General features: G+C 47.6%; 13 protein-coding genes. All 13 read right to left on the bottom strand.

The window, feature by feature from the left end; genetic code table 11:
* Positions 1-11: 11 nt before the first annotated feature.
* The 13 genes from LZD49_RS06425 to LZD49_RS06365 all read right to left on the bottom strand — a co-directional run bounded on the left by LZD49_RS06425 (position 12) and on the right by LZD49_RS06365 (position 14,261).
* Positions 12-830 (bottom strand): SDR family oxidoreductase, encoded by an 819-nt coding sequence (locus LZD49_RS06425; protein WP_234666489.1) that lies wholly within the window; start codon positions 828-830, stop codon positions 12-14.
* Entirely contained in the window at positions 827-1,042 is a 216-nt protein-coding gene (locus LZD49_RS06420; protein ID WP_234666488.1) for a hypothetical protein, read from the bottom strand. Before LZD49_RS06420 ends, LZD49_RS06425 begins: the two co-directional genes overlap by 4 nt.
* A gap of 187 nt (positions 1,043-1,229) precedes the next feature.
* The gene (gene dnaK / locus LZD49_RS06415; protein WP_234666487.1) at positions 1,230-3,155 is read right to left on the bottom strand and encodes a molecular chaperone DnaK; all 1,926 of its coding nucleotides are present in this window, start codon (positions 3,153-3,155) and stop codon (positions 1,230-1,232) included.
* Between the two features lie 159 nt (positions 3,156-3,314).
* Positions 3,315-5,858: a phosphocholine-specific phospholipase C gene (locus LZD49_RS06410; protein WP_234666486.1), complete on the bottom strand. Its 2,544-nt coding sequence runs from the start codon at positions 5,856-5,858 to the stop codon at positions 3,315-3,317.
* Between the two features lie 109 nt (positions 5,859-5,967).
* A complete protein-coding gene (locus LZD49_RS06405; RefSeq protein WP_234666485.1) occupies positions 5,968-6,462 on the bottom strand; it encodes a hypothetical protein in 495 nt (164 codons plus the stop codon).
* Positions 6,463-6,552: 90 nt separating this feature from the next.
* Positions 6,553-6,897, bottom strand: coding sequence for a 50S ribosomal protein L20 (gene rplT, locus LZD49_RS06400; protein ID WP_234666484.1), 345 nt, complete (start codon positions 6,895-6,897; stop codon positions 6,553-6,555).
* Positions 6,898-6,999: 102 nt separating this feature from the next.
* Positions 7,000-7,194, bottom strand: coding sequence for a 50S ribosomal protein L35 (rpmI, locus tag LZD49_RS06395; RefSeq protein WP_234666483.1), 195 nt, complete (start codon positions 7,192-7,194; stop codon positions 7,000-7,002).
* A gap of 136 nt (positions 7,195-7,330) precedes the next feature.
* Positions 7,331-7,888 carry a translation initiation factor IF-3 gene (gene infC / locus LZD49_RS06390; protein ID WP_234666482.1) on the bottom strand — a complete coding sequence of 186 codons (558 nt, stop codon included), beginning with the start codon at positions 7,886-7,888 and terminating at the stop codon, positions 7,331-7,333.
* A gap of 110 nt (positions 7,889-7,998) precedes the next feature.
* Positions 7,999-9,942 carry a threonine--tRNA ligase gene (thrS, locus tag LZD49_RS06385; RefSeq protein WP_234666481.1) on the bottom strand — a complete coding sequence of 648 codons (1,944 nt, stop codon included), beginning with the start codon at positions 9,940-9,942 and terminating at the stop codon, positions 7,999-8,001.
* Positions 9,943-10,002: 60 nt separating this feature from the next.
* A complete protein-coding gene (locus tag LZD49_RS06380; protein WP_234666480.1) occupies positions 10,003-11,247 on the bottom strand; it encodes a lipopolysaccharide assembly protein LapB in 1,245 nt (414 codons plus the stop codon).
* A 33-nt stretch (positions 11,248-11,280) separates the two neighbouring features.
* Positions 11,281-12,168 (bottom strand): class I SAM-dependent methyltransferase, encoded by an 888-nt coding sequence (locus LZD49_RS06375; protein WP_234666479.1) that lies wholly within the window; start codon positions 12,166-12,168, stop codon positions 11,281-11,283.
* A gap of 112 nt (positions 12,169-12,280) precedes the next feature.
* Complete coding sequence (locus LZD49_RS06370) at positions 12,281-13,861, bottom strand: hypothetical protein (protein ID WP_234666478.1); 1,581 nt, start codon at positions 13,859-13,861, stop codon at positions 12,281-12,283.
* Positions 13,848-14,261 carry an EVE domain-containing protein gene (locus tag LZD49_RS06365; protein ID WP_234666477.1) on the bottom strand — a complete coding sequence of 138 codons (414 nt, stop codon included), beginning with the start codon at positions 14,259-14,261 and terminating at the stop codon, positions 13,848-13,850. The genes LZD49_RS06370 and LZD49_RS06365 overlap by 14 nt, the downstream gene beginning before the upstream one ends.
* Positions 14,262-14,278: the final 17 nt, after the last annotated feature.

The following is a 14,278-nucleotide window of genomic DNA, read 5'->3' as shown; positions in this document are numbered from 1 at the left end:
TAACAATTAATTCACCCGTTATCGGCAAACTCAGGATAGAGCGTCATGCCACCATCGATATAAAGTGTTTCGCCGTTGACATAATCTGAATCATCTGATGCAAGCCAGGCAACTGCCTTCGCAACGTCCTGAGCAGTGCCAATCCTTTTGTATGGAATCAGTTGAAGCAGGTCTTTATATTTGTCGGGATCCGACCAAACTTCCTGATTAATAGGCGTTTTGATCGCTCCGGGGCTGACAGAGTTCACACGGATTTTGTGTGGTGCAAGTTCCTGCGAGATGGATTTCATGAACATCATAATACCGCCCTTGGAAGCCGCATAATTGACATGTCCCGCCCAAGGAATGACATCATGGACCGAGCTCATTAACACAATTTTGCCAACGGCAAGCTCGCTGTGCGTTGTTTCCGTAGTGGTTTTTGTTTGAGCGATGAACTGCCTAGCGGCTTCACGGCAAGCAAGGAACTGGCCGGTGAGATTGACATCGATTACCTTCTGCCACTGCTCCAAAGTCATCTCCAGGAACGGCGCGTCTTTCTGTAAGCCTGCATTGCTGACAAGAATGTCTAATCGGCCGAACTCATTGATCGTTTGGCTGAACAACGCCTTTACTTCTTCTTCCTTGCTAACATCGGCTTTCACAAGAATCGCGGTGCCGCCGTTAGACCTGATCTCGTCGACAACTTGCTGACCTTCCGCTGCATTGGAACTGTAATTGACGACCACGTGCGCACCATTGTTCCCAAAATGCACGGCGCAAGCTCTACCGATCCCTGAGCTTGACCCAGTCACTATGACTACCTGATCTTTGAATGCCAGTTCTATCATATCATTTCTTTTTCGACTGACTTCAATTTTTTCCAAACGCTGCGGTTCACGTTTTTGACCGCCCAGTTTTTTGCAATCAGAATCGCTTTTGAGACAGCTTCGCGTGGGGAGATATTCGTAGATCTCAGTAGTTCCTGTGCTATCGAAACTGCTTTTTCACGAGTCGTAGGAGAAAGGTACATCAATTCTGGTAATGCGATTCTTGCGTCCATAGAAGATCAGTTTTAGTGATGGTTGATTAGAATGATGATGATTGTACTTGGTTCTAAAAAAATCAGTGCCAGTAAATTGACAACGAATTATCCATTTATATATACGCTTAAAAACCCCAATTTGTAACACTGCGGGTAAAAAAAATCCCCATCTGTTTAACGGACGGGGACTTTTTAATCTTAATTCTTATTTCACTTCTTCGAAATTAACGTCCGTCACGTCGTCAGTCGAGCTGCTGTTTGCAGCGCCTGCACCGGGATTACCAGCTGGATCGCTTGCACCCGGCTGAGCGCCTCCGGGCTGACTTTCACCACCTTGTGCGTACATTTCCTGAGCCGAAGCTTGCCATGCCGCATTCAGTTTCTCCATAGCAGCGTCGATGCCAGTAAGGTCCTGAGATTGGTGAGCAGTTTTTAATTCTGCCAGCGCACCTTCGATATTAGCTTTGTTAGTATCCGAAAGTTTGTCGCCATATTCTTTCAACTGTTTTTCAGTTGAGAAGATCAGGCTATCCGCTCCGTTTATTTTTTCGATTTTCTCACGTTCTGCTTTATCAGCCGCTTCATTTGCTTTCGCCTCTTCACGCATTCTGTTGATTTCCGCGTCGGTCAAACCACTGGAAGCCTCGATACGGATCTTCTGCTCTTTGCCTGTTCCTTTGTCTTTTGCAGAAACGTGCAGGATACCGTTCGCATCCACGTCGAACGTCACTTCGATCTGAGGTACACCGCGTTGTGCTGGCGGAATGTCGGACAAGTGGAAACGACCGAGTGTACGGTTGTTCGTAGCTTGCGGACGTTCACCTTGCAATACATGAATTTCCACAGAAGGCTGATTATCAGCAGCGGTTGAGAACGTTTCCGTTTTTTTCGAAGGAATGGTAGTGTTCGCTTCGATCAGTTTGGTGAACACGCCACCCAATGTTTCGATACCGAGAGACAAAGGAATAACGTCCAAAAGAAGTACGTCTTTCACTTCACCTGTTAACACACCACCCTGGATTGCAGCACCTACCGCAACAGCTTCGTCAGGGTTGACGTTTTTCGATGGTTTTCTACCAAAGAATTTCTCCACTTCTTCCTGCACGCGAGGGATACGGGTCGATCCACCGACAAGGATTACCTCATTGATATCGCTGTTCGAATATCCTGCATTTTTCATTGCTCTCTTGCAAGGTTCCATCATGCGTTGGAACAACGAATCAGCAAGTTGCTCGAATTTTGCGCGGGTTAAGGTACGAACCAAGTGTTTTGGAATACCGTCAACCGGGAAGATATATGGCAGGTTGATTTCAGTCTGCGTAGAGCTTGATAATTCAACTTTTGCCTTTTCAGCGGCTTCTTTCAAACGCTGCAATGCCATCGGATCTTTTCTCAAGTCGACGCCTTCATCCTTCTGGAACTCATCTGCAAGCCAGTTGATGATTACCTGGTCGAAGTCGTCACCTCCAAGGTGGGTATCACCGTCGGTTGATTTCACTTCAAACACACCGTCACCCAGTTCAAGAATGGATACGTCGAAAGTACCACCACCCAAGTCGAAGACAGCAATTTTCATATCCTGATGCTGTTTGTCCAGACCGTAGGCGAGGGCAGCGGCAGTAGGTTCGTTGATAATACGCTTCACATCCAGCCCGGCAATCTGACCAGCTTCTTTGGTAGCCTGACGTTCCGCGTCATTAAAATATGCGGGGACAGTGATCACCGCTTCGGTAACTTCCTGGCCCAGATAGTCTTCTGCAGTTTGCCTCATTTTTTGAAGAATGAAAGCGGAAACTTCCTGCGGTGTATAAAGTCTGTCACCGATCGGAATGCGCGGAGTATTGTTAGGGCCTTTCTCTACGCTGTACGCAACCGTCTTCATTTCTGAGGTTGTGTCATCGTATTTTTTACCCATAAATCTCTTAATGGAGCTAATAGTATGCTTGGGATTGGTAATCGCCTGACGTTTGGCCGGTGCTCCAATTTTGCGTTCACCATTATCCATGAATGCAACCACAGACGGAGTAGTGCGAGCACCTTCGCTGTTGGCTATAACAACCGGCTCGTTGCCCTCCATGACAGCCACGCAGGAGTTCGTAGTTCCTAAGTCTATGCCAATAATTTTTCCCATTTTCTATTTATAAGTTAAGTATGATTTGATTCTGGACTTTCAGACCTATTTTCATTGGTCACTGGGTGTACTATTAAAAAGCCCGTACCAGATACTCATACTTAAAACGGGAGTGACAAAGTGTCAGGCCAAAATCCGGCCTGGCGAGTGGATTAGGGATTAGCTAACCATTTGCCCCATATAAGGGTCGCTTTCGCTGATATTACCTGTCTCGATATGGCCTGCCTGGCGAATGATGAGATCTGGTTCGCCATCCACGACGATCGAGAAGTCGTACCAGTTGCCGCTCTTGGAAGTATTCACGGTGAGTACATTCCCTTTCTTCGTGGCACCGGCTGCTTTGGGTAATTTTAATGACTGATTTACAGCACCGTATGCGTTGTCCCGTAATGCAATTTTGTATTCAGCGGATGAGCTATTGTTCCGCAAATCGACCTGAATGTTTCCGGTAGATTTTTTATTTTTATCGATTTCTAACTGGGTTTTGAATGTAATATTGGAATGCTGCTCCTTACCGGCATATTCCCGGAAAAATCCATTTGGCCCATACACCTTCAGGTGGAATTTTCCGCCTTCAAAATCGGATATATTAAAGGAGCAATGGATAGAATCTCCCGCTTTCACTGCGTAATTCCAGACCTTGAAATGCTCATTTTTGTACTTTCCGGGAGCGTAAATGATAAATGGCGCACCAGCAGTTTTGTCGCGAAATATGCCATTTCTGGCTTCCAGCTTTATTTCAAATGTATTTTTGGCAGAGTTTACGGCACCGTCGGCAAACAATTCATACGGTATGGGGCACGCGGGCCGTGTTCCTTTTTCCTGATTTGGCAGGATAGAAGAGGTGAGCGGGCTCTTATTTACTTCTTCGATCTCGCCTTTGGATAATGCTTTGTAGCCGTTAGGCAACTTTTTGAATTTTGAATTAAATATACTTTCCATAAACTCTTCCCTTTCCAGAAAAGTCGGGAGCTTGAACTCCTGCCCGTCGTAGGGTGTGAAGGTCGATGTCAGGTCACCGCAAATGGTGCGTCGCCATTCGCTGATATTTGTTTCCTTCACCTGCTTGCCGGATTTCAGGCTCACGAATTTTTCCAGGAATTGTAATATTGAGGTATGGTCGAACACCTCAGAGCATACATTTCCGCCCCGGTTCCAGGGTGAAGCGACGATCAGCGGCACCCGGTAACCCAGCCCGATCGGACTTTCGCGGCATTCCTCTTTTTTCTTCTTGGTCATGTCCTGTTCCAGTGTCACGAACTCCGTTTTGCAGTCAATGCCTTCGGAAACTGCACCGGTGTCTTCCTTATATGGATTGGGAACAACAAATGGCGGTACGTGGTCGAAATAGCCGTCGTTTTCGTCATAACAGAGAATGAAGATCGTCTTTTTCCATACTTCCGGATTGGCCGTCAGAATGTCGAGTACTTCGGAGACATACCATGCACCATACCACGGTGCACCGGGGTGATCGGAGAAGTTTTCAGGAGCAACGAGCCATGAGACGGTAGGTAAGGCGCCACCTTTCACATCCGAACGAAACTGGTGCAGCACGTCACCCATGGGCGCTTTTGCTTCGTGTTCAATATCTCCGTCCTGGTATTTAACCGTGGTAATCTTCCGGTAATCCGGGTCATTTTTGTTGACTGTGAATGCCTTCTGGTGAATATTTTTCTCGCGCTGCGACAATTTTTCAAACTTTTCGGGGCTCCAACGGATCAGTTCTTCGTTCGCAAGTTTCAGCAAAGCGCGTTTTTCGTTCACTACTTTTTCAAGATCGGAGGATTCCTTGCCCGAAAGTGTCTTCAACTTCGCCTGCGCCTGTTCGATTTCAGCTGGCAACATCTGCTGGCGTTCTTTGAGGTGACGATGGTAGCCTGTGTGAAAACGGATATTGTATTGCGTAAACCATTCGATAGGGTTGTCGGTGAAATTGGCGAGCCAGGAATCTTCTTCGCCCGTGAAACCTGTATTGATACTCAGTTCATTCTGGTATATTTTCCACGAAGTGCCACTGTCTTCCAGGCGTTCCGGGAATGTCGTCCACGAAGCTTCACGGTCGTCAGTGACATTCTCGTTGCGAATATTTGCGTAATGCTTTGGATCCGGGTTTTCACGGACGGTTCCAGACCATAGATAAAGACGGTTGGGCGTGGTGCCTGTTAGCGAAGAGCAAAAGTTCTGGTCGCAAACAGTGAATGCATCCGCCATTGCATAATAAAAAGGAATGTCCTCGCGATTATAAAAGCCTTGTGTCAAAGGCATTTTAGCATAATCCTTATTACCGGGCTGCTTAGCGATAAGCCATTTATCATACTTTCCATCGTTGCGTGCATCCACCTGGTTTGGCCAGGAATGTGGAAGAGAACCCATCCAGGTCGCTTTCGACTCCCTGATATTCAAGCGAAAAGGCACGTAAGTTTCGCCAAATGCATTGGTTTGCAGCCAAACGAGATTGTTATTCGGAAGGGTAATGGCGCGAGGGTCATTGAAGCCGCGTACCCCGCGCAGGGTTCCATAGGAATGATCGAAGGAGCGGTTTTCTTGCATCAATATCACCACATGCTCGGCGTCCTGCCAGGTAGTACCTTTTGGCGGGTTAATGGCTAATGCCTTTTGAATCGAAGCGGGTAGGGTGCTGAACAACCCGGCTGCTCCTGTGAGCATGGTGGCTTTCCGGATAAATTCTCTTCTCGAGTCCATGGTAAGGTGAGTTTAAAAAGGAAAAAGGGCTTTAACGATAGTACATCATTTTATGCAAATGTACTATCGTTTTGAAGCCCTTACTTTATCGTGCCGTTATTCTTTCCGATTACTTTCCGCCGAAAAGGCCGCCCAGCATGCCGCCAAGGTCGATGCCGCCTGAACCGGGTTTTTCGTCCTTGCCGCCGCCAAAGAGACCTCCGCCCATCTGAACGAGTGAGCCGAGATCAAACCCGCCACTGCCGGTTCCATTCATTTTGCTGATTACCGCGCCTAATACGCTCGGCAGCACTGAATTGACGATATTGGCCGCCACCTGGCTGTTTAATCCAAACTTTTGAACGATGGCACCAATGGCATTGGTAGCGATCGAAGCGACGATGGGATTGTTCAGTAGCGATGCCGCCGATGTGCCGCTTTCGCCTGAGAACAGGTTCATGATGCCACCAACGTTGCCGCTTTGCGCCTCCTCTTGTAAACCGCCGGTGATCGAGCCAACCAGTGTGTTCATCACTTCCTGGTTATGCTCGTTAGGCACGTCGGGGTTTTGGATTACGGCTTGCTGGGAATTCTGTTGAACGAGGTCAAAGAGTTGTTCAAGCATATTATTTGGTTTTGAGGTACGAGTTGATTGTCGCCTGCAATATCCAAATTTTAAGCAAAAAAAATCCCGCCGGAGAGGCGGGATGCTGTTTTATTTTACCTGATCAACGATCGCTTTGAATGCATCGGGATGATTCATCGCCAAGTCAGCGAGAACTTTCCTATTCAGCTCGATGCCTTTTGAATTAAGTTTGCCGATGAAAGCAGAATAAGACAATCCGTGCTGACGGGTCCCTGCGTTGATACGCTGGATCCACAATGCGCGGAAATTACGCTTCTTCTGTTTACGGCCTTCGTATGCGTAAGCCAACCCGCGCTCAACGGCGTTTTTGGCAACGGTCCATACATTTTTACGACGGCCAAAATAGCCTTTCGCGAGTTTTAAAACTTTTTTACGTCTTGCACGTGACGCTACGTGATTTACTGAACGTGGCATAATTTAACTGTTTTTGATATTCGGCGCTCTGCTGAGACTTAAATGCCTTCTATCGGGTTGAACAAAAAACCAGAGGTTAATTTCTGATCGGCTTTTTACGGATTATTTCCGAAGCATTGCCAATACTTGCTTCTCATTAGACACATCGATCAGACCTGTCTTCACCAATCCACGCTTGCGCTTCTTTGATTTTTTAGTCAGGATGTGGCTGTGGAAAGCGTGTTTGCGTTTCACTTTTCCAGTGCCTGTCAGCGCAAAACGCTTTTTAGCACCAGAGTTGGTTTTCATTTTAGGCATGATTCAAAAAACTAATAGTTGATAAAATATAAAACAGCCCGCAAAATTAGTTATAATCTCCAAAAAATAAAAATCGTGTTTCCGGCACTAGGCCAAAAACACGATCTTCTATCGATATGCTTGATGAAAAAGCGTATTATTTGCTGCTCTTCGCAGGTGCAGGAGCAAGGATGATCGTCATCCGCTTTCCTTCCAGCTTAGGCTCCATTTCCAGCTTGCCATATTCAGACAATGCTTCGGAGAACTTCTTCAAAAGATTTACACCGCGCTCTTTGAAGACAATCGTACGTCCCACGAAATGCACATATGCTTTCACTTTTGAGCCTTCTTTCAGGAAGTTGGTCGCGTGCTTCAATTTGAAATCAAAGTCGTGGTCGTCCGTGTTAGGGCCGAAACGGATTTCTTTAATGACCACCTTCTGTGCCTTTGCCTTAATTTCTTTTTGTTTCTTCTTCTGCTCGTACTTGAACTTCGAATAGTCAACCACTTTGCAGACAGGCGGAACTGCCGTTGGTGCAATCTCCACAAGGTCAAGTGATTGTGCCTTTGCTAACGCGCGGGCGGTATTGATATCTACGATGCCCGGCTCAATGTTTTCACCGACCAATCGTACTTCTTTCGCTGTAATTCGTTCGTTAATTTTATAAGGTTCTTCGGGAATCCTTAACCGTCCACTAGGGGGTCTTAATGCCATATAATTTGTATTGGTGTTTTTTTATTTTTGGTGGAAATCGAAAAAATTAACACTACTCCCACAAAAATAGTGCCTTATTGCTGGAATAATACTAAAATCTTATAAAAACATCAAGCAATGCTGGCCTCCTTTTTGAAAAAGGTGATAAACTCCTCGATGGTCATGCTGCCTAAATCACCCTCGCCTTTGCGACGCACTGATAGCTTTCCTTCGGCTGCTTCCTTCTCACCGACGATCAGCATGAACGGAACTTTGGTAACTTCCGCGTCACGAATCTTCCGGCCAATCTTTTCGTCGCGGTGATCTACAAAGCCACGGATGTCATGATCCTGCAATTGGAAGAACACTTCTTCTGCATAATCTGCAAACTTTTCGGAGATCGGCAGAATGGCAATTTGGTCGGGTGAAAGCCACAATGGGAACTGGCCCGCAGTGTTCTCGATCAAAATCGCGATGAACCGTTCCATCGAACCGAAAGGCGCACGGTGGATCATCACCGGACGGTGCTTTTGGTTATCCGAACCGGTATATTCTAAACTGAAACGCTGAGGGAGCTGATAATCCACCTGAATGGTACCCAACTGCCATTTACGTCCCAATGCATCACGTACCATGAAATCGAGCTTCGGACCGTAAAAGGCCGCCTCTCCTAGTTCGGTCACTGTGCTCAGGCCGCGTTCTGATGCTGCTTCGATGATCGCGCTTTCCGCTTTTTCCCAATCTTCGTCCTTTCCAATGTATTTCTGCTTGTTACTCGGGTCACGCAAAGAGATTTGAGCGCTGTAATCCTCGAATCCAAGCGATTTGAATACATATAATACCAGGTCGATCACGCGGATGAATTCTTCTTTCACCTGATCAGGACGGCAGAAAATGTGCGCGTCGTCCTGTGTGAAGCCGCGTACGCGTGTAAGCCCGTGCAACTCGCCGCTTTGCTCGTACCGGTACACTGTTCCAAACTCCGAGAACCGCAATGGCAGATCCTTATAGGAGCGCGGAGAGGTTTTATAAATCTCGCAGTGATGCGGGCAGTTCATTGGTTTGAGCATGTACTCTTCGCCGAGGTTCGGAGTTTTAATGGGTTGGAAAGAATCCTTGCCATACTTATCCCAGTGGCCGGAAGTCACATAAAGATCTTTGCTACCAATATGCGGCGTAATCACCGGCAAATAGCCCGCACGCGACTGTGCCTTGCTCAGGAATGCCTGCAGACGCTCCCGCAGCATGGCACCTTTCGGCAACCACAATGGCAGGCCTTGTCCTACCTTTTCGGAGAATGCAAAAAGTTCTAACTCCTTACCCAAACGGCGGTGATCGCGTTTTTTCGCTTCCTCCATCAGGGTAACGTACTCTTCCAGCTCTTTTTGTTTTGGAAAAGTAATCCCGTAAATGCGCGTAAGCATTTTGTTTTCCTGCTTGTTACGCCAGTAAGCACCCGCGATGTTGGTCAGTTTTGCGGCTTTAATAAATCCGGTGTTCGGGATATGCGGCCCACGGCAGAGGTCGGTGAAACCGCCTTGCTCGTACAAAGTAATAGAGCCGTCTTCCAGCCCGTCGATCAGCTCCAGCTTATATTCGTCTCCTTTTTGGGTAAAGAATTCCAGTGCATCTGCCTTGCTGATCGGCTTGCGGACATATTCGTTTTTCTGGCGGGCAAGTTCAAGCATTTTTGCCTCGATTTTCGGGAAATCTTCCTGAGAAATCGTTTGTCCGCCGAGGTCTACATCATAGTAAAAGCCTTTTTCAATAGAAGGTCCCGTTCCGAATTTAACGCCCGGATAGAGCGCTTCCAATGCTTCGGCCAGTAAGTGGGCCGAAGAATGCCAGAACGTCGCTTTGCCATCCTCGTCATTCCACGTCAGCAGTTTTACCAGGGAATCCTCCGTGATCTGGCGCGTTGGGTCCCAGACTTCATTGTTCACTTTGGCGGCTATCACATTACGTGCAAGCCCTTCACTGATACTGAGCGCAATTTCGAGAGCGGTTACCCCTTTTGGGTAAAAACGTTCGCTACCATCGGGCAGGGTAATTTTTACTTGAGACTCGTCTTTCATTCAAAAAAATATTCTGTGACTATGGTTCAATGGCAATGCGGAAGGCCGCAAAGCACAAAGCTATTCAATTTTAGCTTTTCGTGACGAGTCCACGCGGATATTTGTAGTACCACGTGGCTGGATAATATTGATTTTAACCCGAGCGGTATCCAGCAACTTATATCCCTGATTGGCATCTTGCTCCGGATAATAGGAGGGATAAAGACCTTCCGACTCGATTTTCCGGATCCGGAACATTCCGTAGCGCGCATCCTGGTCGCCGGGAGCGATGGTCAATGAAGTGGTGTAGTAGGTCTTCGCCAGATCAAGCTCACCACTCTTTTCGTAGGCATAGCCCAGCATGTTGTTGATCTCTTTCGATTGCGGCTTTTTCCTCAAAAGCTTTTTCAATGCGGGGATCGCCTGCGGGTAGGCGCGAAGCTGCATGGCTACTGCTGCCAGTTGGTTTAAAGCCTCTTCATAATCGGGCTGGATTGCTACGGCTTTTTGATAAAAGATTAATGCGGTGTCCGGCTTGGCCAATGCATTCAGGATTTCACCCCTTCCAAAAAACAAGGTAGCGCGCTCGGGAAAGCGTTGCAGCGCCCTTTCATTGATAGCGAGTGCTTCCGCGGTGTTTTTCAGTTTTAAATTGATTAGCGTGCCTTGCTCGTAAGCGCGGAGTAATCGCGGATTGACGTTCATCGCATAGTTGAGGCTCGACAAGCTGGCCAGGGAATCGCCTTGCCGAACTTGTAACATACCTTTTACATAATAGGCCGAGCCGTCATATGGTGCCATTTTCAATGCCTGATTGAGATAGCCAGCCGCCTCACCGAAACGGTTTTTTGCTTGCAGAATATCGGCAAGCAAAACATATAGTTCCGGGCTGCTTTGTTGTAATGCCTCTGCGCGTTGCGCGTCTTCCAGCGCATTGTCGATCTTGCCCAGTTCCCGGTTTATTTTCCCGCGCAGAAGGAAATACTCGCTTACATTGTCCTGCTCGTAAATCGATTCATTGATATCGTCCAGCGCCTCCGAGTATTGTTCCCGCTCGAAATAAATGCGTGCCCGTTTAAAGTAATTGACGTCCGAATCGATCCCACGGTTGATCAGCTCCGTGAGTGACAGTAATGCATCGTTCTGCCATTGTACTTTGCCTTTTTTGATCACCGGCGGAATCCGTGTGGACGTCCGGGCATCACTCTCGCAGGATTGTTCGAATCCTCCGAGAGCGATCAGAAATGCGAGAGAAATATGTTTGAGATTGTCGGACTTCATGCTTCGCCAATGGAGCCTTGCTATCGTTGCTGTTAGCTTACCCATTCAAACACAAAATTGAAGAATCTAAATCCGATTTTAAACATTCTGGTCCGAAAAACGGGAAAATACACCCAATGGAAGTTTTTTTCCAAAAGAATCGGGGATGAACAACTCTCCAAACTCATGCTTGATATTCGTTCCAAAGTGCGCCTTAATCAGGTTTTCCACGATCAAGGCCGAAAAGCCGAGCGAATAAAGGTTAATGATAAAAAAGAAGTTCTCTTCCTTTAATAACTGTGCGCAAAGCCGGAGTAATTCATTTAAACTTTCTTCGAGCAGCCACTTTTCACCGTCGGGCCCGCGACCGTACGCGGGAGGATCGAGAATAAGGCCATTGTACTTGTTACCGCGACGAACCTCGCGCTGCACGAATTTCAACGCATCTTCCACAACCCAGCGGATGTTGCTCAGTCCGCTCAAATCCATATTCTCCCGCGACCAGCTGATCACCTGTTTCACCGAATCCACGTGCGTCACATCCGCACCGGAAGCCTTTGCCGCTAGCGAAGCAATGCCGGTGTAGGCAAAAAGGTTAAGTACGGACGGCTTTTCCTCGGGCATTTGTTTCAAAGTCCGGGCAATAAAATCCCAGTTGGTAGCCTGCTCGGGAAATACGCCCACGTGTTTGAAAGCGGACAATGCCAGCTTGCTTCTCAAATGCAAGTCTTTGGTGCGGTACTGGAACACCCATCGCTCAGGCATATCTCCTTTGGTGATCCACTGGCCTTTCTCTTGTGAATTTTTGTCTTTTTTAAAAACCGCATTCGAGCGTTGTTCCCATTCCTCTTCGGAGAGGGATTTATCCCAGATTGCCTGCGGCTCGGGACGTGAGAGAACGTAAGGGCCGAATTTTTCGAGCTTTTCGAATCCGCCGCTATCTATCAACTGGTAGTCAGTATGTTGGTCTGGTGAGAGTAGTATCAAGGTGGTGTTGGTTTAAATTTTTGACCGCCGACCATCGACGGCCGACCGCCGATCGCAACTCTATTTATTACAGAAAAGCAACAATCGGCCGTCGGTGGTCGGCGGTCCATGGTCAATATGCAATCTTGTTAAGGTAAAACACATTCCGTCGCCCACGCGTTTGGGCGTCTCCCGCTGCGTTCACAATGCGCTGCTCTCCCCAGGCGAGGTAGAAGTTGTCGTACCAGTAGTCGATATCGTCGGTGCTGGTCTTGCGGACTTTATCGCCTTCCACGTAGGTTTCGTTAGGGATAGCCCGGTCGCTGTCGATTACCTGATCAGCTTTAATGATCTTGCTGCGGATGGCACCGTTGTGGCTGTAAATCAGTTTGGAATTGCCATTAGTAAAAGATTGTACTTTGATCTTTTCCTTCAATTCCATGCTTTTTACATTGTCAAAACTAATGCTGTTGTCCCAAAGCAGGTTGCCATTCTGGTCTACGTCTGCTACGACCGCGTGCGTATAGGTGAAGCCATCGAAGACCTGTTGGTTGTAACCCCGGCCGCCATACATTGGGTTCCAGAGGTAAGGATTATAAAGACCCATTCCCAGCGGATAGCCGTAGCCGCCATATCCATAGCCGAAACCGCCCATCATACTTGGGTTCTGATAACGGTATTCTGGATAAAAAACTTCCGCGACAAGGAGGAAGTTGTTGGCTCTCGGAACGATATCGTGAACGAGCAAACGATAGTTCAATTTCAGGTCGTCTCCGCTTTCCTTTTTCTTTCGTATGCGTTTTTCCATCTTCTCCTGCTGGCGCTCGCTCATGAAATTGAAGAAGTTCTTGAAGTCCGTAAAACTGTGGTATTTGGTGAAAACGGTCTCTTCACCCACTATTTTACTGATATACAAACCTTGCGATGCCGCAACAGAGCTGCTTTGCATATTACGATAGCCATAGGTGCCGATCACGATGCGCACCGAGTCGTTTAATACCTGTAAACGTCCGCTCAGGAGCGAAAAATCATCTTCTGGGTCCACAGTTACCTGCGTGTAAAGTTCACCGGTCTCTTCATAGGAACGGGCTACAAGCTTGGTTTGCCGGCCTTTTTTAACCGCAAAACAAACATTGACTAAATGCTGAGCCGTATCGACTTCGACGGTCTGAATGGCATTAGAACCTTTAATGGCGGATGGTAATACCCGCGTTTGCTGTGTTGTAAGCTGAGTATAAATCAAAACCGGCTCGTTACGGACCATTCCAGCCATAAAAACCGAGTAGCCCAGCGTTTTGAAATCGGTAATCTCAAAACGGTCCACTGTATTGATTGTAAACGTCTCCACGAAACCCGGGCCTACGTTAACCTTCACAATCTGATACAATGAGCTCCGGTATTTGCTGAAAAGCAGAAACACGGCCTGCCCGTCATAGGAGGAAGCGATATAGTCGAGATTAGACTCGATCGGACCGTCGATGGACCACACCCGTTCGAGGTTCGTATCGAACTTCTGGACATTGAACGTGCCTTTGTCAGGCTTGGAGATCAGCAACACACCTTGTTTGCCAAGAGGAACTGCCTGATATGCCGTGTTACCGGGCAATGGAAGTTCAATCCGTTTCACTCCCTGGGCAAAGAGTTGTCCACTCAGGATACCCAGGAAGAGGAACGGCAAGACCAGCCGAAAAACGGATCGCTTATTTTTTGTCATGTGCCAGAGCAACGATATGGTCGAATTCTTCGCGTTTCACCGGTACGACCGACAGCCTCGACAAACGGACCAGATCCATTTGTTTCAGAAGTTCGTCCTTCTTGATCTGAGCGAGTGTAACAGTACCTGGAAACTTCTTAACCGGGACCAGGTTCACCACCACCCAGCCCGCTTCGTCGGTAGTAGGGTCGGGGTAATGCTCTTTGGATACTTTGGCAAGCCCCACAACCTCCTTGCCTTCGTTGCTATGGTAAAACAGCACCGGGTCACCTACTTTCATGGCCATCAGATTATTACGTGCCGCGTAGTTCCGTACGCCGTCCCACATGCCCTCACCCTCGGCAACGAGATGGTCCCAGGAATATTTAAATGGTTCTGATTTTACAAGCCAATGGTTCATTCGGTGGGTATTTCTAT

Origin of the sequence: Dyadobacter sp. CY261 (assembly GCF_021440085.1) — a bacterium.
Taxonomy (GTDB): Bacteria; Bacteroidota; Bacteroidia; order Cytophagales; family Spirosomataceae; genus Dyadobacter.
The sequence above is the reverse complement of the archived record's forward strand: the minus strand, read 5'-3'. Positions and strand labels throughout refer to the sequence as shown.